The sequence below is a fragment of the uncultured Aquimarina sp. genome (assembly GCF_947492965.1).
GTDB lineage: Bacteria > Bacteroidota > Bacteroidia > Flavobacteriales > Flavobacteriaceae > Aquimarina.
Map to the genome: position 1 here is coordinate 25,034 of NZ_CANLOZ010000008.1, position 25,204 is coordinate 50,237.

General features: G+C 32.3%; 27 protein-coding genes. 17 read left to right on the forward strand and 10 right to left on the reverse strand.

From position 1 onward, the window contains the following. Positions 1 to 11 precede the first annotated feature (11 nt). From Q1B37_RS18820 to Q1B37_RS18855, 8 genes are all read right to left on the reverse strand, one after another. On the reverse strand, positions 12 to 791 hold the full coding sequence (locus tag Q1B37_RS18820; protein WP_299901225.1) for a helix-hairpin-helix domain-containing protein: 780 nt from the start codon (positions 789 to 791) through the stop codon (positions 12 to 14). A gap of 103 nt (positions 792 to 894) precedes the next feature. Further along, positions 895 to 2,496 (reverse strand): sodium:alanine symporter family protein, encoded by a 1,602-nt coding sequence (locus Q1B37_RS18825; RefSeq protein WP_299610006.1) that lies wholly within the window; start codon positions 2,494 to 2,496, stop codon positions 895 to 897. Positions 2,497 to 2,595: 99 nt separating this feature from the next. Then, positions 2,596 to 3,603, reverse strand: a complete 1,008-nt coding sequence (locus Q1B37_RS18830; RefSeq protein ID WP_299610009.1) for a TrkA family potassium uptake protein — start codon at positions 3,601 to 3,603, stop codon at positions 2,596 to 2,598. 2 nt (positions 3,604 to 3,605) lie between these two features. After that, positions 3,606 to 3,827: a PspC domain-containing protein gene (locus tag Q1B37_RS18835; protein ID WP_299610011.1), complete on the reverse strand. Its 222-nt coding sequence runs from the start codon at positions 3,825 to 3,827 to the stop codon at positions 3,606 to 3,608. Positions 3,828 to 3,850: 23 nt separating this feature from the next. After that, positions 3,851 to 5,137 carry a DUF2851 family protein gene (locus tag Q1B37_RS18840; protein WP_299901228.1) on the reverse strand — a complete coding sequence of 429 codons (1,287 nt, stop codon included), beginning with the start codon at positions 5,135 to 5,137 and terminating at the stop codon, positions 3,851 to 3,853. Positions 5,138 to 5,617: 480 nt separating this feature from the next. After that, positions 5,618 to 6,598, reverse strand: coding sequence for an AraC family transcriptional regulator (locus Q1B37_RS18845; RefSeq protein WP_299901231.1), 981 nt, complete (start codon positions 6,596 to 6,598; stop codon positions 5,618 to 5,620). Between the two features lie 160 nt (positions 6,599 to 6,758). After that, positions 6,759 to 8,120 carry a pyridoxal-phosphate dependent enzyme gene (locus tag Q1B37_RS18850; protein ID WP_299901235.1) on the reverse strand — a complete coding sequence of 454 codons (1,362 nt, stop codon included), beginning with the start codon at positions 8,118 to 8,120 and terminating at the stop codon, positions 6,759 to 6,761. 98 nt (positions 8,121 to 8,218) lie between these two features. After that, complete coding sequence (locus Q1B37_RS18855; protein ID WP_299901238.1) at positions 8,219 to 9,460, reverse strand: FtsX-like permease family protein; 1,242 nt, start codon at positions 9,458 to 9,460, stop codon at positions 8,219 to 8,221. 8 nt (positions 9,461 to 9,468) lie between these two features. Here Q1B37_RS18855 and Q1B37_RS18860 point away from each other — a divergent pair, with 8 nt between their 5' ends. The 14 genes from Q1B37_RS18860 to Q1B37_RS18925 all read left to right on the forward strand — a co-directional run bounded on the left by Q1B37_RS18860 (position 9,469) and on the right by Q1B37_RS18925 (position 21,809). Then, the gene (locus Q1B37_RS18860) at positions 9,469 to 10,803 is read left to right on the forward strand and encodes a DUF1343 domain-containing protein (RefSeq protein WP_299901240.1); all 1,335 of its coding nucleotides are present in this window, start codon (positions 9,469 to 9,471) and stop codon (positions 10,801 to 10,803) included. 88 nt (positions 10,804 to 10,891) lie between these two features. After that, a complete protein-coding gene (locus Q1B37_RS18865) occupies positions 10,892 to 13,144 on the forward strand; it encodes an ATP-binding protein (protein WP_299901243.1) in 2,253 nt (750 codons plus the stop codon). Next, positions 13,119 to 13,763, forward strand: coding sequence for a response regulator transcription factor (locus Q1B37_RS18870; protein ID WP_299901246.1), 645 nt, complete (start codon positions 13,119 to 13,121; stop codon positions 13,761 to 13,763). The genes Q1B37_RS18865 and Q1B37_RS18870 overlap by 26 nt, the downstream gene beginning before the upstream one ends. Positions 13,764 to 14,057: 294 nt before the next feature. Next, positions 14,058 to 14,480, forward strand: coding sequence for a hypothetical protein (locus Q1B37_RS18875; RefSeq protein WP_299901247.1), 423 nt, complete (start codon positions 14,058 to 14,060; stop codon positions 14,478 to 14,480). 124 nt (positions 14,481 to 14,604) lie between these two features. Next, the gene (locus tag Q1B37_RS18880) at positions 14,605 to 14,946 is read left to right on the forward strand and encodes a zinc-ribbon domain-containing protein (protein ID WP_299610033.1); all 342 of its coding nucleotides are present in this window, start codon (positions 14,605 to 14,607) and stop codon (positions 14,944 to 14,946) included. 32 nt (positions 14,947 to 14,978) lie between these two features. Then, positions 14,979 to 15,668, forward strand: a complete 690-nt coding sequence (locus Q1B37_RS18885; protein ID WP_299901249.1) for a Lipl32 family lipoprotein — start codon at positions 14,979 to 14,981, stop codon at positions 15,666 to 15,668. Positions 15,669 to 15,795: 127 nt separating this feature from the next. Beyond that, a complete protein-coding gene (locus tag Q1B37_RS18890) occupies positions 15,796 to 15,996 on the forward strand; it encodes a hypothetical protein (RefSeq protein ID WP_299901252.1) in 201 nt (66 codons plus the stop codon). A gap of 25 nt (positions 15,997 to 16,021) precedes the next feature. Next, positions 16,022 to 16,789, forward strand: coding sequence for a hypothetical protein (locus tag Q1B37_RS18895; RefSeq protein ID WP_299901255.1), 768 nt, complete (start codon positions 16,022 to 16,024; stop codon positions 16,787 to 16,789). Positions 16,790 to 16,809: 20 nt separating this feature from the next. Continuing rightward, positions 16,810 to 17,859 (forward strand): SPFH domain-containing protein, encoded by a 1,050-nt coding sequence (locus Q1B37_RS18900; RefSeq protein WP_299901258.1) that lies wholly within the window; start codon positions 16,810 to 16,812, stop codon positions 17,857 to 17,859. Between the two features lie 27 nt (positions 17,860 to 17,886). Next, on the forward strand, positions 17,887 to 18,987 hold the full coding sequence (locus Q1B37_RS18905) for a DUF6620 family protein (RefSeq protein WP_299901261.1): 1,101 nt from the start codon (positions 17,887 to 17,889) through the stop codon (positions 18,985 to 18,987). Positions 18,988 to 19,121: 134 nt separating this feature from the next. Beyond that, positions 19,122 to 19,763, forward strand: coding sequence for a hypothetical protein (locus Q1B37_RS18910; RefSeq protein ID WP_299901264.1), 642 nt, complete (start codon positions 19,122 to 19,124; stop codon positions 19,761 to 19,763). A 2-nt stretch (positions 19,764 to 19,765) separates the two neighbouring features. Then, positions 19,766 to 20,635, forward strand: coding sequence for a hypothetical protein (locus Q1B37_RS18915; RefSeq protein ID WP_299901266.1), 870 nt, complete (start codon positions 19,766 to 19,768; stop codon positions 20,633 to 20,635). A gap of 50 nt (positions 20,636 to 20,685) precedes the next feature. Then, entirely contained in the window at positions 20,686 to 21,330 is a 645-nt protein-coding gene (locus Q1B37_RS18920) for a hypothetical protein (RefSeq protein ID WP_299901267.1), read from the forward strand. A gap of 2 nt (positions 21,331 to 21,332) precedes the next feature. Next, entirely contained in the window at positions 21,333 to 21,809 is a 477-nt protein-coding gene (locus tag Q1B37_RS18925; RefSeq protein ID WP_299901268.1) for a hypothetical protein, read from the forward strand. A 12-nt stretch (positions 21,810 to 21,821) separates the two neighbouring features. Here Q1B37_RS18925 and Q1B37_RS18930 read toward each other — a convergent pair whose 3' ends face one another. Beyond that, complete coding sequence (locus tag Q1B37_RS18930; protein ID WP_299901269.1) at positions 21,822 to 22,340, reverse strand: YkgJ family cysteine cluster protein; 519 nt, start codon at positions 22,338 to 22,340, stop codon at positions 21,822 to 21,824. Between the two features lie 52 nt (positions 22,341 to 22,392). Between Q1B37_RS18930 and Q1B37_RS18935 the strand changes: the two genes are divergently transcribed. Continuing rightward, positions 22,393 to 23,115 carry a class I SAM-dependent methyltransferase gene (locus tag Q1B37_RS18935; protein ID WP_299901271.1) on the forward strand — a complete coding sequence of 241 codons (723 nt, stop codon included), beginning with the start codon at positions 22,393 to 22,395 and terminating at the stop codon, positions 23,113 to 23,115. Here Q1B37_RS18935 and Q1B37_RS18940 read toward each other — a convergent pair. Beyond that, complete coding sequence (locus Q1B37_RS18940; protein WP_299901272.1) at positions 23,093 to 23,623, reverse strand: DUF2059 domain-containing protein; 531 nt, start codon at positions 23,621 to 23,623, stop codon at positions 23,093 to 23,095. The two genes, Q1B37_RS18935 and Q1B37_RS18940, sit on opposite strands and share 23 nt — an antisense overlap. 42 nt (positions 23,624 to 23,665) lie before the next feature. On the opposite strand from Q1B37_RS18940, the gene Q1B37_RS18945 reads away from it, so the two are divergent. Both Q1B37_RS18945 and Q1B37_RS18950 read left to right on the forward strand, forming a co-directional pair. After that, positions 23,666 to 24,436, forward strand: a complete 771-nt coding sequence (locus Q1B37_RS18945; RefSeq protein ID WP_299901275.1) for a hypothetical protein — start codon at positions 23,666 to 23,668, stop codon at positions 24,434 to 24,436. A gap of 74 nt (positions 24,437 to 24,510) precedes the next feature. Beyond that, the gene (locus Q1B37_RS18950) at positions 24,511 to 25,191 is read left to right on the forward strand and encodes a glyoxalase (RefSeq protein WP_299901278.1); all 681 of its coding nucleotides are present in this window, start codon (positions 24,511 to 24,513) and stop codon (positions 25,189 to 25,191) included. The last annotated feature ends 13 nt before the right edge of the window (positions 25,192 to 25,204 follow it).

The window sequence follows — 25,204 nt, forward strand, 5'->3', positions numbered from 1 at the left end:
TTTTCCGATTTTTAATTTAATGTCAAATATAATGCTATTCTATCTATTTTTTCTAAAGAAAACCCTTCTATTTTTCCTAATTCCTCAAAATTAGATACGCCATTGTTCTCATCTATAAAATCTTTTATTTCCAAAGCGGTTTCAAAGTCGAAATATGGCACCTCCATTAATTGCTTTACCGATGCTTTGTTAATATTGATTTTAGTAATTTTTTTCGGTGTCTTCACAGTATATAGCGATAGTATTTTTTGATATTGATTATCATACAATCCTTTAATATCCTTCAATTGTATATCATTTACAAAACCTTCTAGTCGATCTCGATACTTTATAATTCTTTCTGCAATAAAATCTGGAACTTCTATTTCTTCCTGAAGTTCTTTGGATGTAACCAGGTTTAGATCTTTTTTCTGCTCAAAGGACCTTTTGGGATATTTTGATTTATAGGATTTATATTTTTTTGGTGTAATAATCCATTCAGGAAATTTAAATAACGGAGAAATTACTTTTAGTAAAGAGTCGGAGACTCCTGTAACCTTTTTAAAATCTGATGTAGAATTGATCCATTCCCCCTTTTTTCTATATTCATATAGTTTATTAAGCTCCACAGTAGATAACCCCAAAACATACCCTTTATATTCAGTTATAAAATTGGGATTAAAAGGTTTTGATTGATATGATATTTTCTTTTCATCAGCTTCCTTTTTTAACTCATCCAATTGCGACTGGTATTCTGTTAAAGCAACAAAATTAGTTGTTGCATCCCTTTTAGTAGGAAAAAAGTATATCAATAAAATTAGACTAAATATTAATAACGCTAAAAGCAAAATCCCATTCCGGAACCTTTTATGTATCTCGAAATGGGATTTTATAAATTTCATATTTGTAAAAGTCTTATTCTTTAGATGCTTTTATAGCATCAAAATACCTTGTCAATTGTTTCTTAACTACTGGGAATAAGAAATACAATCCTATCATATTTGGAAATACCATCGCAAAAATCATCGCATCTGAAAATGCCCATATAGAATTCATACTAGCAGCAGCACCAATAATAATGAACGTTAAGAACAACAGTTTATATACTAAATCAGCAGTTTTACCTCTACCAAATAAAAACTTCCATGATTGTAATCCATAATATGACCAAGAGATCATGGTAGAAACAGCAAATAACACTACCGCTATCGTTAAAAAGACATTAGAATAAGGTATATACTTAGCAAATGCTTGTGCTGTGATTCCTGCTCCTTCGTATGAAACTCCATCGATTAATACTGATCCACTTCCGTCTCCTCCATATTGAAAAGCTCCTCCAGAGTTAAAAATGATAATTACTAAAGCTGTCATTGTACATATTACAACGGTATCAATAAAAGGCTCTAATAATGCAACAAGTCCTTCTGATGCAGAATATTTTGTTTTTACTGCAGAGTGCGCAATCGAAGCAGAACCCGCTCCTGCTTCATTTGAAAAGGCCGCTCTTTTAAATCCAACTAATAAAACTCCAATAAGTCCTCCAACTCCAATTGCTTTTGGGTTAAATGCCTCGGTTACTATCATTCCAATAGCATCATCAATAAATGAAAAATTACTGAAAATAATATATAAACAAGCTAAGATATACATTACAGCCATCAGCGGAACTACTTTTTCCGTAACAGAAGCAATTCTTTTGATACCACCGATAATAATGATACCTACTAATACTGCTAATATAACTCCGATCACAGTACCCGCTCCTGTGCTCTCAAGTCCCATTAATTCTTTTAGAACGATTGTTGCTTGATTGGATTGTGCTGCGTTACCACCTCCGAAAGATCCTCCGATACAAAAGATAGCAAAAATAACGGCTGCAATTTTACCTAATGTAGCAAACCCCTTATCTTTCAATCCTTTACTTAGATAGTACATTGGTCCTCCATATACAGTTCCATCCTCTCCAACATCACGATATTGAACACCAAGCGTACATTCTACAAATTTTGTAGACATTCCGAGTAATCCACAGATAATCATCCAAAAAGTTGCTCCAGGCCCTCCTAATGCGATAGCTAACGCCACACCAGCAATATTACCGTTTCCAACAGTTCCAGAAACTGCGGTTGCTAATGCTTGAAAATGCGAAACTTCTCCTTCTTTACTCTCGTCTCTAATAGTATCTCGAATATCTCCATCGACTCCAGCATCAGGGTCTCCTAAACTATGATTTTCCAGGTCATCATACTTACCTCTAACTACGTTAATTGCTTTTCCAAAATATCGAATATTAGGAAATCCAAAATAAATCGTAAAAAACAAAGCACTTAGTACCAATAATATAATTACAAAAGGTGCTCCAGAAAATACTTCAAAAAATATAACCTTTGAGAAAAAGTCAGATACAGGTTGAAACGCCTCATCTATTTTTTGATCCAGACCTTTTTCTGCTGTCTCTTGTGCAAAAGTTAAAAATGGAATTGTTATTGCTAAAATTGAAAGAAGAATTCTCTTCATAATGTGTGAGTTAATTGAATTTAATTTTTTAGAAGTGAGCAAGATGCTAAAAAAAACAATTGTTTACAATAATTTAACGGTTAAATCTTAGGTAATCATCTAAATATTAAATTCTTTATTTAGTTGATTTACTTGTTCCGGTCGCCCTAAAACAACAACCTTAGAACCGGGCTTTAGCACAGTGTCAGCTTCAGGGTTAACGATATATTCACCTTCCGGAGATTTATAACCAATGATAGTGCATCCTGTTCTGGATCTCATTGCTATTTCTCTAATAGTCCTTTCCTTATTATCATCAAACAAATCTTCAAATGAAACTTCTTCGATATTTATGGATCGCTTACCAACAATAGATAAATTATCTAAAAACTCAATCAAATCTGGGACTACTACTAGCGATGCCATATGATCACCTCCTATTCTATCTGGCATGATTACATTATCTGCTCCTGCCAATCTTATTTTTTTATAAGACGCATCTTGCGAAGCTCTACTAATAATCTTTAGATCTTTATTTATTTGCCTAGCTGATAATACAATGAATAGATTATCCGCATCTTCGGGCAATGTACAAATTAGACATGATGCTTTTTTTATTTGTGCTTCTATCAACACGCTATCTTCGGTAGCATTTCCTTCTAAAAAGAAACGTTCATCACTCTGATATTTTTCGATAACCGCTTTATCATTTTCAATAATTAAGAATGGTTTATTGTATGCCGATAATTTATCAGCAGCTTGCTTACCATTACGTCCATATCCAACAATAATGATATGATTTTCTAATTTACTAATCATTTTTTGCAGTTTTCTATATTGCACTCTTTCGGGATCACTCTTCCCAACGATATATTCTGTAATTACAGATAAAGAATATCCTAATATTAAAGCACTTGTAGTTATTAAAAATACGGTAAACAACTTTGCTGTATCGTCCAGTGGTTGCACTTCGCCAAAACCTACAGTAGATACCGTAATGACAGTCATATACAGGGCATCTGTCCATGAATAATCTGAAAAAAAACGAAAACCTAGTACTCCAACAGCTATAACCGTTACTAGTAGTGTTAAGGCTATATATATTTTAGACCCAAACCTTTTGAACATACTTATAAATCAAATACTGAAGTTCTTTTTGTATACACCAAATCTTTTATTTTTAACCAAAAAGCCATATTTAAGTATATTACAAAACCTAACCCTGCAGTTGCGAAGGTTAAATAAATAAAAAACAGTCGTACATTTTTTGCACGCATTCCAAAACGATCTGCTAGTCTGCTTGAAACATAAAAGCCGTTTCTTTCTAAAAATTGTCTTAGATTATAAAGCATAATGCAAAATAATTATATTCTCTTTAATTACCTCTTCTATTCAACAAATAATTACCAATAGCACATTTTAAGCAGGCTTTTTGGTTACAATAATTCATCTTTAAATGAATCATCGCCTGAGAATGCAAGGCATCTTCCATAGGTACTTGTAATGATATAAATTTGTTTACAATTGTATTTCTTTCATAAGGCAATTGTGATATTAAACTAAAAATTTCTTCTTCTCTATCATACCCCAACTTTTTAGCATACAAAAATTTAAGTGGAATTACCGTATTAATTAAAATTAGATGGATAAAAGACTTTGTCAACTTCTTGTTTCTAAAGGTAGATTCTTTATCAAAAGTATAATGTGTTTTCCAAAAATCAGTAGCACTTACATCAAATAACTCGTAGAATGTTGTAAGAGTATTAGTTTTTATGATATCACTAAAAAGTTGTTTATTCTTTACATAAAGGTTCGCTAGCTGCGATATGCGAATAGTTGGAAAGTTTGATGGTCTTAATCCATAGAAATAAAAAGGAGATACACCATGATTTTTTAGAGTGTATTTATGCTTCAGGAATTCATATTTTTTGACTAACCTTTGTTGATAAGGGTTATCAAATTTCTCATCTAATAGATTTGCTTGACCGAATAACAAAGCTTCCATATTTTCAACATCCTCACTACATTTTCTTACTATTTTAAACTCAAAAGAATTAGCGAGACTTAGAAAAGCATCGTTGTTAACATTCAATCCAAAACTTCTTGCCAATAATTTAAAAAGTACTGCTTCCCAGTCATTAGAGGAAGAGATCAACAGTTTATTAATTAGTTTAGATTTCTGTTCTAATCTTTCAATATATAATCGCTCTTGCCAGTTTGCTATTGTAAAAGCAGAAACTTCGGGCAATAACTTTTCGCATTGTATCCAATTGGACTCTTTATGAAGAAAAAATTTTCTAAACTTATGTAATAAATCTTTTTCTGTATAATCTTTTAATTGTAAGGTTGGTATTTTGGAGTTATCTCTTCTAAAAACTTCTACATCATGTTCCCAAACTACGTGTAAGATCACATTATCATATGCTGGATCTATCTCATGATGATGCACATACCAATCACTTGATTTTAAATGAATTTCTACATTTCCTGCCCATTTTTGATGATCAATAATTATTTGTGAATTAAAAAAGTCCGGACCAGATCTAGTAAGATTATGATCTCCTACCCTTTGTATGACCAATCTCTGGGAATCAGTGGTGAGAAGTTGTAAAAAATCTATTTTTTTATATTTCCAGAGATAATGCAGAAAATCTTCATTCATAAGAGTAACAATTTTAATATACTGATCAAAAACATCTAATGTGTTCCTATCATATTGTGTTTCTGGAAACCGAATTGTTACCTCTAATTAGTGAATAGTTAAAATATTCACACAACTATCGCTTATTGTTTTAGAACTTTGAAAATTAATGACCTAGATGGCATTTTACCCAAAAACTGGAATAATTCCCTAAAAAAATTACTCTTTTCACATAGAAATAGTGCTATTTTCTCCATTTTATTCTTAAAAAAGCCTTAAAAACAGTAAAAATGTACTATTGGTAAGATTTTATGTATTAATGGAAATTATTTCAACGTTATCATTTCTTTACTTTGTTCTAACAAAAGGGAAGAAAATTTTTCAAAAACATATATAAAGATTTTAAAATCCTAAGCTTAGTTGAGTTTGTGTTAGGTTATAGATGGTTGTCAGATGGCAACCATCTTTATTTTATATATGAAATAAATGATTTAAAGTATTTTAAATTTGGATATCAGGATATATATCAAATTTATTAAAAAACGCTTTTTTGAATTTTGAGGAATTAGAGTAATTAAGATTATCCATAACTTCTTTAATTGATAGTCTTTCGGTAAAAATCATATTATACGAGCTTTCTAATTTTTTATTATTAAAAAATTCTAATGGAGTCTGGTTATGAATCTCCTTAAACATATTAAAGAAATTAGTTCTACTCATATGTGCCATGGAGGCTAAATGATCCACACCTACAAAAGGCTCGTGTAAATTATCTTCTAAATAAGTACTTACCTTATATATATTACCTACCTGTGTACTATTAATATTAAATGGATTACTTTCTGTTTCCCACATAAGAACATCTTTCCAGAACGTCTCTAATAACCGAATACCTCTGGCAATAAAAAACAGGTAGTTTTCTACCTTATTTATATTCGGAGAAACAATTTGATCAAACAAAATTGATTGTTTGTAAGACAGATAAAACTTATTGATATGTTGATGAGAATGTCGGATATACCGATCCATCTTTTCAGCCATATCATTGTTTTTAAGGAAATATGGTTTTGTGTACTTACTTTTTAGAACAATCATAATAGATTTTACAACTGCTCCTTTATTAATATACACTCTTTCGCCTTGTTGAGAATTCATACACCTCATATTACCCGGTGTATATCCATCGGAATAGGAGCTTATGATTTCATTTTTCTTTATCTGATGATCTAAGGAATACTTTCTAAAATGGAGGATAATATCTTTTTCTTCAATAGGTTCTCTTACATATTCGATATCCACATGAGCTTTATAGTTATTTATAAAAAGGAATACCTCTGGTGAGATTTTATAATAACAAAGATATCCCTCACCGATATGTGGTGGAAAATAAATACGATCTGAAGTTCCATCAGGATCTAATTGGGATCTAAAGTAGTTCCTTAATACATCTATATCAGAAAAGTCAAATGAATATTTTTGCATAACCCTTCGATTTTATACGATTCTTCTTCTTAAAGATCCCATTTTCGACAAAAAGTTGCGTTAAATAATTCTTTAATCAGAATAAAGTATAAAAACAACCCCTGTATTAGCTATTAAAACTAATAAAGGGGAAACCTTTAATGATATAAATATAAATAATTTATTTTATATTGCTGATCACATCATATTTCGTAATGATATGATACTTACCGTTTTCAAGTTCAACTAGTACCGCAGGATTACCATTTTTGATCATCCCAGAAATTTCATCTAAAGAGGTTGTAGCTTTTACTATTGGAAAAGGATCCTTCATAACATCTTTAATCGGTGTGTCTGCACTATTCTTATCTTCTAAAAAAGCGGAAAACAATGCACTTTCGTCTACTGACCCTACAAAACCTTCACTATCCGTTACAGGAATTTGCGATATCTGAAACTTACGCATACGCTCTATTGCATGAGAAACTAGCTCCTCGGTTTTTACTGTTATCAATGGTTTATCAATATGGTTCTTTACCAAATCTACGGCTGTAGAAACTTCTTCTTCTAAGAATCCGCGTTCTCTCATCCAATCATCATTAAACATCTTACCTACGTATCTACTTCCGTGATCATGGAAAAGCACAACTACTACATCATCTTTTGTAAAATGATCTTTTAGTTGCAGTAACCCTTTTATAGCGGCTCCCGCACTGTTACCAAGAAACATTCCTTCTTCTTTTGCCAACCGTTGTGTATATACAGCTGCATCTTTATCTGTTACCTTAGTAAATCCATCGATAATAGAAAAATCGACATTTTTTGGTAAAATATCTTCTCCGATACCTTCTGTGATATAGGAATATATTTCATTTTCATCAAATATACCTGTCTCATGATACTTTTTAAAAACAGATCCATATGTATCAATTCCCCAAACTTTTACATTAGGATTTTGCTCTTTTAAATATTTTCCAACACCTGAAATAGTTCCTCCAGTTCCAACTCCAACAATAAAATGAGTTACTTTACCATCCGTTTGCTCCCAAATTTCTGGTCCTGTACTTTCATAATGTGCTTTTGCATTCGAAGGATTATCATATTGATTAACATACCAAGAGTTCGGAGTTTCTTCTGCTAATCGTTTAGACACTGAATAGTAAGATCTTGGATCTTCTGGTTCTACGTTAGTAGGACAAACCATTACTTTAGCACCAACAGCTCTTAGAATGTCCATTTTTTCTTTGGACTGTTTATCTGCCATTACGCATACCAACTTATATCCTTTTACAATGGCAGCTAGGGCTAGTCCCATCCCCGTATTTCCTGATGTACCTTCTATGATGGTTCCTCCAGGTTTTAATCTTCCATCTGCTTCAGCGTCTTCTATCATTTTTAACGCCATTCGATCTTTTACAGAATTTCCTGGGTTAAACGTTTCATATTTAGCTAATACCAAAGCATCTACATCTTCAACTAAAGCATTCATTTTTACCATTGGAGTATTTCCAATAGTTTCTAAGATATTATTTGCGTACTTCACAAGCTTACTAATTTATATAGTCTTAATATATGTTTTTTATGCCGTGCAAAGATACGAATACAAAGCTATTTAGTAATGGTAAGATTTAGTATTTCATATTACTGAAAACGAATCGCTTTAGAAGGAGAGATCTTCGCAATTACATAAGAAGGTATCAGCAACATTAATAAACATAAAATCATAGTTCCGATATTAAGCAACAGTATATACCCAATATTGATATAAACTGGAGCTGTACTAACATAATATGTTGCCGGATTAAGACCAATAATCCCATAATGCTTCTGCAAGAAAAGTAAGCCAATTCCTATGAGATTTCCCCAAAACAAACCAATTAGTATTAGATAACCAGCATTATATAAGAACACTTTTCTAATGGACCAATCATTAGAACCCAATGATTTAAGTATACCAATCATTGATGTTCTTTCTAGAATTAAAACCAATAATGCTGTGATCATATTAATTCCTGCAACGAGTATGATAATACTAATAATACCAATAATATTAAGATCAAATAACTTTAACCATTCAAAAATGCTTCCATATTTTAATGTGATCGTAACAGCTTCTAAATCGGAAGGTATATTTTCAAAAATCTGTAATCCTTTTCTATCAATTTGATTAAAATCGTCTATAAACACTTCGAAACCTCCAACTTCTCCATCTTTCCATTTATTCATTTTTTGGATGTGCCTAATGTCTGCCAGAATAAACTTCTCATCAAATTCTTGAAAACCTGAATCATAAATACCCACAATTTCAAATGCTCTAATATTAGCAGGTATTTTAGAACTAGAATTTTTCTTTAAAAAAACGGTATTTGCCTTATCTCCAATCCCTAATCCCAATCTGGAAGCGGTATAAGCTGAAATTAGTATCTGATTATTTTTTGGATCTGTAAAATCAGGTATCGTACCTTCTACGATGTATTCCTTAAAGTAAGACCAATCATAATCTGCACCAATACCTTTAACGACAACTCCTTCAAAATCATTCTCTGTCCTGATTAAACCTCCTTTTGTAGCAAAGACCTGAACGTGCTTAATCCCTGTTACATCGGTAAAATTGGGATAGAAATGTTGTTCTTTCTTAATAGGTATCAATGATTCCAAACTATTGTTATTATCATAGCTCGTAATAATCACGTGTCCATTAAACGCGGCAACTTTTTCTCTAATTTTACGTTGTAATCCTATACCAGTAGCAACGGTAATTAACATCATGATCATTCCTATGGCAATCGCAAATATTGCAATTTTTATGATGGTAGATGAGATGCTACTTTTATGTTCCTTACCTTTGATAAGGCGTTTGGCAATAAAATATTCGAAATTCAATGTTACTTATGGTTTTAATAAGAAATACATTCAAAAATACGTTTTTATTCCTTTTTATTCTGTTTATTTCTTGTGGAAGCGGAACAAAACCCTCTTCTACTCCATCGCAAGGGCAAGAAAAATCGAAAATAAATCAAAAAAGTGTAATTGCCGAAACTCGCATTCAAGATTCTCTAGACGTTCTTGCACCGGTAATAGTAGGGGCAAATCAGACTGATTTATATCTCCCATTATTACAAAACAAAAAAGTGGCTATCGTTGGAAATCAAACTTCTGTAATTTTCAAATACCCTAATTTAAAACCTCTCTTACAAACAGAGAAAGTTACTACGAACTCATTAAGTCAATATACACATCTGGTAGATTCTTTATTGGCACGAAAGATTGATATCAAAAAAGTATTTGCCCCAGAACATGGGTTTAGAGGTAAGGCGGATGCTGGAGAATTAGTTGCAGACGAAAAAGATATTAAAACAGGATTACCTATTATCTCTCTACATGGTAAAAACAAAAAACCATCAGCTTCATCACTTAAGGATGTAGATATTGTAGTGTTTGATATCCAAGATGTAGGAGCTCGTTTTTATACCTATATTTCTACATTACATTACGTAATGCAAGCTTGTGCAGAGAATAATATTCCTCTGTTAATATTGGATCGTCCTAATCCTAATGGTCATTATATCGATGGCCCTACATTAAAATCAGAACATAGTAGTTTTTTAGGCGTTCATCCCATTCCTTTAGTTCACGGAATGACTATAGGTGAATATGCTAAAATGGTTAATGGCGAAGGGTGGTTAGGCAATGATCTAAAATGTAAATTAGATATTATTTCTGTTCAAAACTATACACATCAAACCTATTATAGCTTGGCTATAAGACCTTCTCCAAATTTACCAAACGATCGATCCATAAACCTATATCCAAGTCTTGGTTTTTTTGAAGGTACTACCATAAACGCCGGAAGAGGTACAGAAATGCAATTTCAAATTTTTGGATCACCGGATTTTCCAATAGAGCAATATGATTTTGCATATACTCCTCAACCTAATTTTGGTGCAAAATATCCTAAACATAAAGGCGAAGTGTGTTATGGAAAAGATCTTAGAGAAACAGAAAGGTTGTCCGGTATTCGTCTACAATGGATTATCGATGCCTACCGTAATTCTAAGAATAAAGAAGGTTTTTTTAATACCAAGTCATTTACCAATCATGCGGGAACCAAAAAACTGCAAGAACAAATTATCCAGGGTTATACAGAACAGGAAATCAAAAAAACTTGGAGAAAAGATCTTGAAAGCTTTAAAAAAATCAGAGCGCAATATCTACTTTATAAATAACCCCGAATTAAGATCCTAAGATCCCTGTTTTCAGGGATATCGGAAACTTCCGAAATTAATACCTTTGAGTACTCTTGGGCTTACATTTTTGAAATCAAATATTGGGTTATTTTTAGAATACCAAATGAAACCTGTTCGCAATAACATACTAGATTTTTTAAGAAGTACTATAGGAACTCTTCTGCTATTATCCAGCTTTATAGCTCATAGTCAAATTGATACAAAACGAACTTTCCCATACCCCAACAAAAACGAAAAGGAAATTGTAGACGAACTTAAAGTTTTGGCAAATACTCCTGGAAAACGTAAAGAAAGTTATGTAAGAGCTCATCAAGAATTCAAAAAACCTAAGGTTAAAAGTGACAGATTTAAAGCAGATCTGAGTCTTATCATTAGTGCATATCACAGAAATACATCTCAGATTGATTCTATAAAATATTATGCTAATAAAATACTAGAACTAAAGAATTTTAGCAACGATACGCTAAGAAGAAATGTCTTTGGACTAGCTTATTATACTCTTGGACAAGCAAATAATTTTAACGGACTTAACGAAAAAGCAAAAAAGTGGTTTTTAAAAGGAATTGAGATTTCCCGTAAATACAATGATAAACGAATATATTATATAAATTCTTTTGGACTTGCCGACGAATATATAAAGTCCGATGAGTACGATACTGCATTAGAACTATTAGAAAAGTGCAGAGAATATAAAGATAATGAAGAAATTGTATTTGGATCCATTGTAAATATAGCTACTATCTATGGTTACAAGGAAAACTATGACAAGAGTATTGAATATCTGCTAAAAGCTCGTAAAATCTGTACGGATGCGGAAAGAATAAGCTGTATAGGAACTATTAATGTTAATCTTGCGATCAATTATAGACTACTTGGTGATTTAGAAAAATCAATGTCGTTTTTTGATAAGGCTCTTATAATTGCTAAAGCCAACAAATTTCATAATATGGAAATTATAAGCAGTCTTGAAAAAGGAGAATTATTACTCAAACAACAAAAATTTAAAGAGGCGGAAATAATAATGCTTTCTGGACTGAAAATTGCTGAAGAAGTAGGTTTTCTGAATAAGCAAGAATCTATTTATGAGAGATTAAAAAAGGTAGCTGTCACCCAGAAAGATTATAAAAAAGCTTTGGACTATCAGGAACAATATGAAAACATAACTGACTCTATTAGAACGCTAGATAAAGACAAAGAAATTAGTGAACTAGAAGTAAAGTACAAAACATTACAGAAGGAAAAAGAAATTAGATTTCTACAAATAGAAAACACTAATAAACAACTTGAGCTAGCTAACAGAGAAGAAGCTATCAGTAATCTAAAACTAAAACAAGAAATCGAGAATAAAGAGAATGAACTTCTTCGAAAAGAAAACGAAAATAAATTACTTTCCTTTCAAAACACTACTGAAAAAGCACTAAAAGACAATATTATTCTTAAGAAAAACCAAGAACTTAAAGATGCACAATTAAAAATTCAGCAGGATGAAACTAATAGACAAAAAACATTCAAAAACATCATTTTATATTCTTTTTTAATTCTTTTGATTCCGGTAATTGGATTATTAATTACCTATTACCAAAAAATCAAAGTACAGAGCGAATTAAATCAAAAACAAAAAGAAATAAACGAAGAAAAAATTTCATCACTATTAAAAGATCAGGAATTACAGGTAATAAAAGCGTCTGTAGAGGGACAGGATAAAGAACGTAAACGTATTGCTCAAGAGTTACATGATAGTATTGGTGGAAATTTGGCAGCTATTAAGCTTCGCTTAAATAATTCTTACGATAACCATAACGGGATACTAAAAGGAATCAATGCGCAAATTGATGACACTTATGAATTGGTTAGGGACATTTCTCATGATCTTATTCCAAAAAAGTTTATTAAAAATAATTTTTGTGATGTATTAGAAGAGTATATTAGTAATATCGAAGGAGCAAGCAATTTAAAAACTTCGTTTCATGCATATCCAAGAAAAAACATAGATAGTCTGAACGAAAACTTGCAAGTAGAGGCATTTAAGATCGTACAGGAGTTAGTAACTAATAGCATCAAACACGCAAATGGTTCTATTATCGAATTACAATTAAACCTAGTTAAAAATGAACTCAATATCCTTTTTGAAGATGATGGTGTTGGTTTTGATGTGGACAAAAAAGTAGAAGGTATTGGATTTAGAAATATAAAAAGCCGATTAAAAAAAATAAATGGTACCATTGATATAGATTCGCGATTAAAAAGAGGAACCATCATCAATATAGAAATAACCAACGTAAACAATACGATACATGAAATACAACCTAATTATAGCTGATGACCATAAAATGTTTTTAGATGGGTTATTGAGTATTCTAAATTCCGAGAATGACTACAACATTCTGTTAACTGCAAAAAATGGTAAACACATTGCCAAATATGTAGAGATCAATCCTGATGAGAAGATTGATTTGATTATTACCGATATAACGATGCCAGAAATGGATGGTATTGCGCTAAACAAAATTGTAAAAGAAAGAAATAGAAATATTAAAACTTTGGTCGTTAGTATGCACAATAATCCAGATATGATTGATACTCTAATTGAGCATGATGTAGATGGATATGTACCTAAAAACGCAGAAAAAGAAGAGTTATTAAAAGCTATACAAACTATTCTTAGTGGAGAAAAATATTTTTCTAGAGAAATTAAGGATATTTATATGGAGAATAAGTTCTCAAAAAAGAAAGATGAAGAAGTAAAACTAACACAACGAGAAATTGATGTAATTACTTTAATTGCTCAGGAATTTACTACTCAAGAAATTGCAGATAAATTATTCTTAAGTAAACATACCATAGAAAGTTATCGAAAAAATTTAATTGCTAAACTAAATGTAAGAAACCTTGCTGGGCTCACTAAATATGCTTTAAAAATGAAATATATAGAGCATTAAGAGACCATTGCTTACCATATATATCTTCCTTTACATAGGACAAATAACAACTAATTAATTTTAGGAGATAAACTTTAGTAAAAACGTGTTTTGTAAATTCTTTACAAAACACGTTTTTTTTAAATCAATAGGATCTCTAGACATATTCTCACTGTTTTCAGGGTACTCATTTTCACCAGAAAAGGTGTTTCTAAGGGTGTATTTAAGTGACATCTTTGTACTGTAGGTTTTGATAAACAACAAATCAAATTTTACCGAAATAAACTAATTACTAACCCTATAAAACCATAAGATATGATCTGGGGAATCTCATTAATTTTATTAAGTATTTTAGCAGTACCATCGTTATTACTTTCCAAAAAACCAAATGCAAAAGAACTTTTAGAAAAAATTGAACCTTACCAAGGATGGATTGGGTTTGCATTCTGTTTCTGGGGAGTTTGGGGAATTATTTCAGCAATTTTAAATCTAGGTTGGCTTACTACCTATCCAATTTGGTGGGTATCATTATTAGCAGGAAATATAATCTCTGCTGCACTAGGATTTATGTTAGGATTTGGACTTATCAATAAGTTCTTCTTATCAAAAAACCAAGCAGCAAAAGAAAAAGCAGACGAATTAAGAGCAAAGCTTGCTCCTAAACAAGGAAAATTAGGAGTATTTGGACTTATCGTTGGAGGATGGATGATAGTGGCATCATTCCTTTTCTTCACGTAATATGTTAGTTAGTTGAAGAATGGAGGGAGAAATGAACATTGAACCGTTGTATTCTCTCTCCCATTCTAATCAAAAAATCAATAAACAAAATACTCTTAAACCACTAACATAAACCAAGAACGTCATGATTATATTCGGGACCAGTTCTTCTACAATAAACCCATCGAAACTAGATGGTGGCCATTGCCCTTTTTGCAAGACAGAAAATCAAATGTGGGTTCAAGGATACAGAAAATACTTCCATGTGTTTTGGATTCCCTTTTTTCCTCTTTGGAAGAAACTATATGTAGTTTGTAGTCATTGCAAAGGAGCCTTTGAAAAACAAGAGATTACGAGCGAAAAGCTTATCTCCAATTTTGAAGAATTCGAAAAAAACAAAGTTAAAATCCCGTGGTATCATTTCACAGGTATTATCATCTTTTTATTACTAATCACATCGATTTCAGTAATACCATTTTTAAACTAAATAAATTATCAAATCACTCAAATTATTAAATTATGAAAACAAAAATTTTATTTCTTTTAAGCATTATTGTACTTGGAACTACATCAACCTTAGAAGCACAAAAGCTTAAGAAATTCGGAAGCTCTATTGAGAAAAAAATAGGTCCAAAAACAATAAAAGTACCGTATACGGATGTAGTATCATACCTTGGATATGCTGCTCCAGGAAATGAAGATGAAGTAAAAGACGGAAAGAAATTTTATTACATATATGTTTGGGTTCCTGCTGTTGCTCCAGAACTTGGAGTAAGAATGATGTCTCCAGTAGGAAAAGCTAAAACAAAAAATCCTATAAAATCAGAAGCATATACAAAGAATGCTAAATCAAAGGATTATTTTGACACGTACATTACACTAGAAAGATCAGACATTATTAGTACTGATAATATCAGCCAAGATGCTGTGGATAGTGCAAATTGGGTAATTCTAGAACGTAATGACGATAGCGGAGAAATGCCAAAACAACCAAGTGGTAGTTCTTACAACTCTCTTTTAAGGTACAAAAGTGACATCAACGATCCTTTAAAAGCTCTTACTGTTGGATTATACAGAATCGGTTTTACAACCTACAAGACTGGTGAAGTAAAAGGTACTTTCTTAGCAGAAGTTGCCGCACCTGTAAAACTTCCTGGTGTTGTAATGGCTAAAACGATCGCAGATCTAAAAGCAGGAATGAGCAAATAATCTTCTTTTAATAGAGATGAATGAGATAGTTATTCCTTAGGCTAATCAAATTATTGGAATAGCTATCTCAATCTCCATAATAGCTGCTAGCTCTCTTTCTTGAAAACATCATAAACTATTTTACAAAATGACAGATAAAACCAATAAGGATGATGATAAAGAGAAAAGTCTGCTGGATGACATATTAGGTAATGCCATTTCTTCTACTAACAAGTTTGACGAAGCTAATGCTGGACTTGAAACCAAAAAATGTAAAAGCTGTGGAGCAGCAAGACCTAGCGATACTGATCTTCAGTACTGCGATTTCTGTGGAAACCAGTTTTACTAAAACTTTATAATCTAAAACCACCAACATGTCTTTTATTGCCACACAACAAAGATGGGATACATTCCTAGCCAAAATAAGAGATCGTTTTTATGAAGTCCTCAATAAAACAGAAGCAGCATTACCGCTATTGTTTGAGGCTACGGATTTTGAAACAATTACTTTTCAAAATGCCTGGCAAGGTATATACTCACAAGCTTCTGATCTTATTCATAAAATAGAAAACACTTGGTTTGATAAGGTAGAACAAACATTTCTAGATCTTGATATAGATTATGACAATGCTCAGTTTATTAAGGAACGTAACAAAGGATTTAAATTGCAGCATGAGTTACAGCAGGAATTGAAATCTTATGAAGTACGAATCTTCGCTGATGCTGCCAAAAAGTTGGTATCTAACGCAAAAGATACTTTATCCAAAGATTTTTGTTGTACACAATGTCAAGCTAAACTACCTATTAAAGATAATTTTTTCAGATCATATTATACCACTTGTGATTATTGCCAGACAGTAAACACATTCGAACCAGGAACAAAAGCAAGAAATGTAGAACACTTTGCCATTAATGCATTGGGTGAAGAAGCGGCGTTAGAACATTATCTAAAATATGAACACCTTAAGTTTCAGAACTATCTATCAGATAGAGACATTTTTAGTAAAGATGAGTTAATAACTCCATACCGCAAATACGTAGAGACCTATTTAAAAAAACGTATCGAAGTAATTCCTGATTATCAAGGACGATACGAGAAGGATCTTAGCGCAAAAATGTCATTCATAATTGATTATTCATAATTCGAAAAAAAGGAAAATATATGTCAAATTCATTTAGCAATCAATTACGTTCGGTAATCGAATGGAACAGTCCTAAACCGGATACTCTTTTTGAGAAATGGACTCAGGATGGAGATGAAATAAAAAATGCCTCCAAACTTATTGTTGGTCCAGGACAAGGATGCCTTTTTGTGTTTGAGGGAAAAGTAGAAGGCTATTTTGAAGAAGAAGGTCTTTATGATCTTAAAACCGGAAACATTCCTTTTTGGACAACCATTAAGAATATCATGTATAAGTTTGAATCTGCTCATAAAGTAGGTATCTATTTTTATCGAAAAGTAGAAATGCAAAACATTCGATGGGGAACCCCTTCACCTATTACCTATAAAGATCCGGTATACAATTTTCCCGTCGGATTAGGAGCTTTTGGAAACTTTTCATTTAAGATTACTAAAGCAGTTGATTTTTTCTCCAATGTAATTGCTGGTGAGGATTATTATCCGGTAAGATCCATTCAAAAGGTAATTTTATCCAGAATCACTCAGCCAATCAGCGATTTTCTTGCCAAAGCTTCTTTTAGCTATATAGATATCGACAAACACCGAAATGAAATTGCTGAATTTTCCAGAAACTCCTGTGAATCTATTTTCAATGATTTAGGATTTCAACTACTTGATTTCAGAATCGAAGGAACCAATTTCGATGAAGAGACCAAAACAAGAATTGGTAGAATAGCAGATATGAGTGCAGAAGCACAGGCGATGAGAGAACTTGGAGTAAGTTACCAAGATTATCAGCAACTCGAAGCACTAAAAAATATGGCAAAGAATGAAGGAGGAGGAAATTTAGGAATGCAAATGGGTGCAGGTTTAGGAATGGGACAAATGATGGGTAATATGATGAATAACCAAAATCAACAACCTCAGCAACCGCAACAACCATATCAACCACAAAATAACACTCCAGTATCTACTCCAAATCCAGATGATCCCATTCAAAAACTCGAAAAACTAAAGAAGATGTTTGAAGCAGGGCTTATCGATGAGCAAGATTACAAACAAAAAAAACAAGAGATCTTATCTCAATTTTAATTCACCACAAATTTAAAACCAAATACAATGAGTAATTTACATAAATTCACAGATCACGATAAAACCGAACAAGGTCAAAAGGCAATTGCATTAGGAATAAAAAATAAGCAATCCTCAGCAGAAAATAGTTATGATTATACGGCCCAAGAAGCTGCAGATTTTAGCTGGCCAGATATTGATCCTGATCAAATCGGGCATATAGAACCTTGGTTATGTTATGGCAAAAATAATGATGGAACTACAGGAGGATGGGTAGATCTAAATCAATTTGCCAATGGTCAGGAAAGAAAATTAAATGCTTGTTTACAAACTCTTGGTTATCCCGAAGCTTTAAATACTACTACAGATAGAGCTAGAGAAATATTAGATGAAATCAATAACAATGACAACTTTGAAGAAATTGCTGCTCAATATGGTTTTAAAAGTAACGAGCATTTTTCTTTAGAAGATCATGTAGCATCTTCGTTAATAAAAATTGAAAAAGCTGAAGGAAAAGCCTATGATGCTGCTGATGACTTCCTAAAAGAGCAAAAGGCTAAGCTAGACGCGCAGATGGACGCTCATATCGAAGCTGCCGAAGCTGGAGGCTTATTAGATCCTATTAATGGAATTGATATGGAAACCTGGGCTGCAGCCAATGCCAAAATTGCTGGTGGAATGGATTTGGAAGAAGTACTTAAAGTTGTAGGAACTGAAAAACCTATCTGGGATGAAGTTTCTGCAGAATGGACTGCAAGAATGTCTCAGGATACAACTTTTGCCATTTCCAAAGTTTACGGAGATGCTTTTATGAATTCGAATATTGGCAAATTTGCAGCTACTGAAACTAATGAAGTAGCGGATGCTGTTAGTTCAAGTGGTGGTAGTTCGTTAGATAATGTAATGGAAGATTTTGATTTATATATCAAAATCATGTGCCACCAAAATATGGGAGCTACCCAAGGAAAAGATGCGGTTTCTATCCTTAATGAATACGGGCTTAATGTGAACGATTGGAGTACTGTAGGCGCACAATGGACTACTAAAATGGCTACAGATACAAGACTCGCCTTAAAAATGGGAGAGTTAATGGAAAAATATAACGCAGAATTTGCAACTGCAGGAGCTGGAGATGATATTGATTTTTAGGATTTTTCTTTTTAGATGAGGAATGACCCGATGGACATCAATAATTCCATGACATTAGATTTAGATAATACAACGATGAAAATCGGGTCATTTATACAATCAAAAATCACTATCATAAAACTGCTAATTCCAAAATGAAATCTCTCTTTCTATTTGCTTTATGTTGTATCTCTACAATGCATTCTCAAATGAGTGAACCAAACAAAGATGTAAAAAAGCTGCTCAAGCGTGGTAGAAATCATATAATTGGTTTGGCCATAAACGAACTAAAAAGGCAAGAACATACAACGATAAATAAAGAGGATTTCCATTTTATATCAGTAAAAGCTAGTAATCAAAGAGTACTAGTGCAATTTGGATACAATGTAATATACCTTCCAAAAAATACTGCTTACTATTCCGATATCATTGTAGAATTACCTTCAGGCACAATCACTAAAAACATTGAAAGTAATAATACAACGCGTTCATCCTTCTATTTACCAACAAATACAGATCTGAAAATTATCAATGAGATTTTGAATCCTGATAGCACCAATACCGATATTTTCAAAAAAGGAATTGTCTATCCTTTGACCACAATCAAAGAAATGGAACATAGCTATTTAGTAGTTTTTTCCTCTCGAGATCCTTATTTAGGTGGTGTTTTTAGTGAAGAAGAAATAGATAAAAAAACCGGAGAAGTAATCTCATCAATAAACGGTCATTATGAACCCGCTCCAATCCTACCAGATGATGATGAGCATAAAGAAGAGTTTATTGAAATAACCAATTAAAAATGAAAACCAAAAATATAGTCGCAATCAAGAGCAACCTAAAACTTACATGCTTTTTCATATTCTTTTTCAACACTTTGGTATTTCCTCAAAGCAACAATCATGGTGATACCGCTATAAATCAAGAAGAGACAGAAAATTTTTTGTGCATAGAAATATATGGTGAAAAAGGTAGTAATATTAAAGTTCGATTAAATGATATTCCGGTATGTGAGCTTTTGATTGAAAACGAAGAAGGTTATGGAAACTCTTTTACGCTAGCTAACCATTATGCAATTCCAAATATCAATACAGTTTCGGTATATCCATTATCAAAAAAAGGATCTGCGACTATTCGTTTAGCAACTTATAAAAAAGGTGAAATTACCGGAGAGAATAATGGTAAAACTTTACTAAAAATCAATGTTAAAAATGATGATGCGCCAGTTCATAAACAAGTGATATTACCTTCTAATTTAAAAAAGTGGTCATGGATAGATACTGATATAATCACAAATAAAAACAGTAAAGAAGAAGCCATTGCATTTGCAAAATCATTTTATAAAACTATGGAAGAAGGGAATATAAATGAAATGGTTGCTGCCGCAGATCCCATCATAGGATATGAAGTCTTATCTAAACCAGAAATTTCTAAAGAAAATCTAATTAATGAATGGATTAAAGGTTTAAAAATGGTTTTTACAGATCAAAACATATATGATAATATTGATTCCATATCTATCCGATTAACTCCTGTAGCCAATGGGAAACTATTCGAAGTTACGAGAGACGATGGAAGTTGGTTATTTAGAACATCAGATAAGAATGAATTTCCAGTAGGCTTTAAGAGTATAATAGGGCGTAAGAATGGAGTTTGGAAATTCTATCATTAGTAATAATTACATAAAATATAAATTCATATTCAATTAAATAATTCAAAACTATGTGGCAACATCTAATAGAAACGCAAGATCCAATGTCAATTAAAGAACATCTAAGTTTTATGACGAAAAATAAAGAAGACGAAGAAGTTCTTGATCTTATCATAGCTCAATTTTTAAAAGCTGAAATAAATAATGATCAACTATTACTTACATTTCAGCATAAAGAATACGAGGATGAAGAAGTAGTATTAGAATGTGATGCACCATTTGAAACTGAAAAAGGCCCGAAATCCTGGATTGAAGTAGCGAAAGTTCACAATGGGATATCCTGGGAATCATTAGGCGGTGGATATATTGGGTTTAATGGTATTCAAGAAGGAGGATCTGCAATCGAACAAAGCTGGGAATATTACTTTTTGGAAGAAGCCGAAGAAGAAAACGAAGAATTCATTACATCATTAAAGAATAGTGGTTATGGTATTGAAGATACTGAAGGAGCTATTGATTATGGCCAAAACTGGGTTATTGCCCACCCAGGAAAAATGAACCAATTAGGGGAGCCAACTCTATATTTTGTCTCACACGGAGATTGTGAAGCTGTACTTATTGAAGAAGCACGAAACTTAGAGATGGGACAAGTTTTACTAAGAGTTATTGCAGAGTATATTTTGGATGCTGATTATTTTTCTGAAACGTATAATTAGAAATGAACATTCTAAAAAAAATATGTTTTCTAATTCATGTAATCCTGTTTAGCAGTTCTATATATGGTCAAAAAACACCCTCTCATCAGAAAGCAATGGAAATGAAATACGGAACCATAATCAAAGTCAAAACGAATGAAACGATTGTTTTTGAAGATAATTTATCCATTACTTTGGAATCTTTTTCGCATAAAACTTCCCTTAAAGGTATTACAAAAGCATCTGCAAACATTACACTAAACCTACAACAAGAAGAAATCTTACAGTTCTTATCTGTGTATAGCAATGATCATCTAAAATCTGAAAAAGAATTAAATTCATTTGAATATACAAAAACAATAAAACAAGAAGATGGAACTTCGGTCTCTGTAACTTCACAAAATAATGCTCGATTTACCTTTTGGAAAGGTTACCAAATTCAATTAAAAAAATTTGAATATGATAGATTTATTAAAATTATAGTTACTAAAATCTTATAATACTGCCTTAAACTAGGCACGTCTATTACTTTTGTGTTCCAAAGGCATGGTAGCTTTCATTTTTTCGACAATATTATAGGCTGCAGGACATACCCCAACATTTTGCATCGTTAAATTAGAAATCTGATAAAACTTTTTCCTATCTGTATGCGGAAACTCTTTACAAGCTTTGGGTCTTACATCATAAATCAAACAATAATTATCTGCCGCTAAAAAAGCACAAGGTGTTTGTTGCAGTACAAAATCTCCATCCTCATCTTTCTTAAGATATTGCTCTTCGAACTGATGTGATTTCATTTTTAAATGCTTCGCTATTCTATCCACATCAATATCGGTAAAAAGAGGTCCTGTAGTCTTACAACAATTAGCACATTCTAAACAATCTGTTTTTTGAAACTCTTCATCATGAAGATCTTGCATAAATCGATCTAAATGTTTTGGTGGTTTCTTTTTTAGTTTGGCAAAATACTTTTTATTCTCGTTCTGCTTATCTTTGGCCAGTTCTGGTAATTGATCTATGAATTCTTGCATAGTGCAAAATTACAAATTATGAACAACGAATTTTGAATTCAGAACTACAATCATGAGTAAAGATATTTTTGGAGAAGCGATTAAAGACTTTTATTACAACCAATACAAAGAGGATATTATCGTACAGGCTCCAGACTTCGATGATGATATCATACCGATACCGTATTTATTCAGATCCTATGAAGAAATGCCGTTAATAGAACAAAAAGCTTTAGATCTCGCTATTGGAGAAGTTCTTGATGTAGGTTGTGGCGCAGGAAGTCATAGTTTATATCTTCAAGAACATAAAAAAATGAAAGTTCATGCGATTGATATTTCCGAAGGAGCCATAGAGATATGCAAAAAAAGAGGTATTCAAACAGCTAGTGTTCAAGATGTCCTAAAGCTTCAAAAAAAACAATATGATACACTCTTATTTTTAATGAATGGTAGTGGGATTATAGGGAAATTGAGTGATATTGATCTGTTCTTCACACATCTCAAAAAATTACTCAAACCCAACGGCCAGATTTTAATGGATTCCTCGGATATTTCTTATTTATTCGCTGAAGAAGATGGTAGTTTTTGGGTAGATACTTCTAAAGGATATTATGGAGAAATGCAATATAAAATGAACTATAAAAACCATTCCTCAGATTGGTTTCCTTGGTTATATATAGACTACAATACCCTACAAAATGCAGCCAACTCCAATGGATTATTATGTGAACTTATCACAGAAGGAGAAAGTAATGACTATCTAGCAAAACTAACTATGGCAACTGATAACCTTTAGATTTCAACTTCTTTACGGTTTCCTGATATAAATTCCTGCTCCATTGCTCACTAACCTCGGCAACCATTGTTCTTAGAGAATTACTTTGATTTTGAATCTTTTGTCCAACTTCAGAAGTAAAGAAATCAGACAACTCAACCTTTTGGCTATCGCTAAGCTGTAATCTATCTTTTACCATTTGTTGGCCAGTCGCTGATTCATAAAAACGTATTAATTGCTTAATATCTTCATGGGTAAAGTTACTACGATAAGCAGATACTAATAAAGATTTGATATTATTTAACGGTTCTTTCTTATCTCCTTTTACTTCTTCCCAAACAGTATCTGGAACTTGCTGCGCGCTATACTGTTGTTTTAGCAAAGTAAACATCTGATCGATTGCTGCATCATATTGCTGCTCAGTTCCGTTTAAAGAAAAGTATCGCATAGCATCTTCGTGGTACGATCTTTGTGCAAAATTTGCAGTAACTGTTAAAAATAACGTTAAAACAAAAACTAAATATCTCATAAATTCGTTTATTTACTAACTACCTCTGGAAAATCATATTTTATGCAAATTACAAAATTCTTAAGCATTCTTTTGTTTTTATCTTTTATAGTTGTTGGATGTTCCGATGACGATGAAAACACTTTTGTACCTAATGGAGAAACAAGCAATACGCAACCATTAGGAACTTCTGCTAATGATCTCCTTAGTGATACTAACTTTAGAGGATTAACGGTGGAAATTGTATCAGTAGAAGGATTTGCACCAACTACGACTGCTATAAATACTTTTAGGAATTTTCTGGAAGATAGATTATTTAAGCCGGATGGAATTACTATCAATCAACGAACAGTAACTTCTTCGGGGTTGTCTCCATTTAATATTGAAAAAATCAGAGAAATAGAGACAGCAGAAAGAACTGCTTTTAATGCGGGTGATGAGATTACTGTATATATTTATTTTGCTGATGGCACTAGTGATACCGATAATGGTAATAGAGTAACCTTAGGAGCTGCTTATTTAAATACCTCTATAGTAATTTACGAAAGTACCCTTCGAAACCTAAGCAGCAATCCAAACGCTCCTATGCTTTCCACTATAGAAGCTGCTACTCTTAATCATGAATTTGCGCATTTATTAGGATTGGTAAATATTGGTACTCCTTTACAATCACCTCATGAAAATACAGTATCACGTGGGCATTGTAATGTACAAAGTTGTTTGATGGAAGCGGCCATAGAATTCGAAACTGGGATGATGGGGTTAATAGGAAATAGTGTTCCTACTTTAGATCCATTATGCATAGCAGATTTACAAGCCAATGGAGGAAGGTAATAAGCAACCGTAACTCCTACTTTCCAAATAAGACGGATTTATTTTTAATCAAAATATTCTTTTGTTACACCATAATGAAATTTAAAAAATTAAAGCTTTTCACAACACAATTATCTTCCGAATTAAAATTCTACACAGAAACTTTAGGTTTCGAATTGCTCAGTTCTGATCCAACTTCGTTTACAGTTAAAATCGGTTGGAGTGAATTAACTTTTGAAAAATCGGAAACGGCTTACGCATATCATTATTGCTTTCTCATTCCTGCGAATCATTTACATACTGCGTTGGAATGGATGGAAAACAGAACAGAAGTTATTGATATTGAAAATGGTAGAAAAACGCAAAATTTCGAATCCTGGAATGCCGATTCCTTTTACTTCTATGATGCAAGTGGCAATATCGCAGAATTTATAGTTCGGTATGATTTAAAAAATGATGATCATGCTACTTTTGACATCTCTAAGGTTTTAGGCATTAACGAAATGGGAATGCCTACCAATAATGTAAGGAAAATAAATGAGCAATTAGAAAGCGAGTTAGACACCAAGTTTTGGAAAGGAGATATTGATAGATTCGGCACCAATGGTTCTCAGGAAGGAATCTTACTGCTACCAAACTATGAGGTAAAAGATATTTGGTTTCCTACAGATTTAAAAATAAAACCAAACCCTTTTGAAGCTGTTATTCAACATGTGAACAAAACTTTTCGATTGTTTTACAAAAACGAAGAATTAAGTGTAACACCTTTCTCGTAATAGAAAAAGGTGT

Coding starts and splice junctions, on each gene's coding strand:
- Q1B37_RS18870 (WP_299901246.1), top strand. CDS start 13,119: ATGAAATACAACCTAATTATAGCTGATGACCATAAAATGTTTTTAGAT.
- Q1B37_RS18840 (WP_299901228.1), bottom strand. CDS start 5,137: ATGAATGAAGATTTTCTGCATTATCTCTGGAAATATAAAAAAATAGAT.
- Q1B37_RS18825 (WP_299610006.1), bottom strand. CDS start 2,496: ATGAAGAGAATTCTTCTTTCAATTTTAGCAATAACAATTCCATTTTTA.
- Q1B37_RS18860 (WP_299901240.1), top strand. CDS start 9,469: ATGGTTTTAATAAGAAATACATTCAAAAATACGTTTTTATTCCTTTTT.
- Q1B37_RS18935 (WP_299901271.1), top strand. CDS start 22,393: ATGAGTAAAGATATTTTTGGAGAAGCGATTAAAGACTTTTATTACAAC.
- Q1B37_RS18915 (WP_299901266.1), top strand. CDS start 19,766: ATGAAAACCAAAAATATAGTCGCAATCAAGAGCAACCTAAAACTTACA.
- Q1B37_RS18945 (WP_299901275.1), top strand. CDS start 23,666: ATGCAAATTACAAAATTCTTAAGCATTCTTTTGTTTTTATCTTTTATA.
- Q1B37_RS18950 (WP_299901278.1), top strand. CDS start 24,511: ATGAAATTTAAAAAATTAAAGCTTTTCACAACACAATTATCTTCCGAA.
- Q1B37_RS18930 (WP_299901269.1), bottom strand. CDS start 22,340: ATGCAAGAATTCATAGATCAATTACCAGAACTGGCCAAAGATAAGCAG.
- Q1B37_RS18880 (WP_299610033.1), top strand. CDS start 14,605: ATGATTATATTCGGGACCAGTTCTTCTACAATAAACCCATCGAAACTA.
- Q1B37_RS18900 (WP_299901258.1), top strand. CDS start 16,810: ATGTCAAATTCATTTAGCAATCAATTACGTTCGGTAATCGAATGGAAC.
- Q1B37_RS18875 (WP_299901247.1), top strand. CDS start 14,058: ATGATCTGGGGAATCTCATTAATTTTATTAAGTATTTTAGCAGTACCA.
- Q1B37_RS18925 (WP_299901268.1), top strand. CDS start 21,333: ATGAACATTCTAAAAAAAATATGTTTTCTAATTCATGTAATCCTGTTT.
- Q1B37_RS18830 (WP_299610009.1), bottom strand. CDS start 3,603: ATGTTCAAAAGGTTTGGGTCTAAAATATATATAGCCTTAACACTACTA.
- Q1B37_RS18890 (WP_299901252.1), top strand. CDS start 15,796: ATGACAGATAAAACCAATAAGGATGATGATAAAGAGAAAAGTCTGCTG.
- Q1B37_RS18845 (WP_299901231.1), bottom strand. CDS start 6,598: ATGCAAAAATATTCATTTGACTTTTCTGATATAGATGTATTAAGGAAC.
- Q1B37_RS18920 (WP_299901267.1), top strand. CDS start 20,686: ATGTGGCAACATCTAATAGAAACGCAAGATCCAATGTCAATTAAAGAA.
- Q1B37_RS18910 (WP_299901264.1), top strand. CDS start 19,122: ATGAAATCTCTCTTTCTATTTGCTTTATGTTGTATCTCTACAATGCAT.
- Q1B37_RS18895 (WP_299901255.1), top strand. CDS start 16,022: ATGTCTTTTATTGCCACACAACAAAGATGGGATACATTCCTAGCCAAA.
- Q1B37_RS18940 (WP_299901272.1), bottom strand. CDS start 23,623: ATGAGATATTTAGTTTTTGTTTTAACGTTATTTTTAACAGTTACTGCA.
- Q1B37_RS18885 (WP_299901249.1), top strand. CDS start 14,979: ATGAAAACAAAAATTTTATTTCTTTTAAGCATTATTGTACTTGGAACT.
- Q1B37_RS18905 (WP_299901261.1), top strand. CDS start 17,887: ATGAGTAATTTACATAAATTCACAGATCACGATAAAACCGAACAAGGT.
- Q1B37_RS18835 (WP_299610011.1), bottom strand. CDS start 3,827: ATGCTTTATAATCTAAGACAATTTTTAGAAAGAAACGGCTTTTATGTT.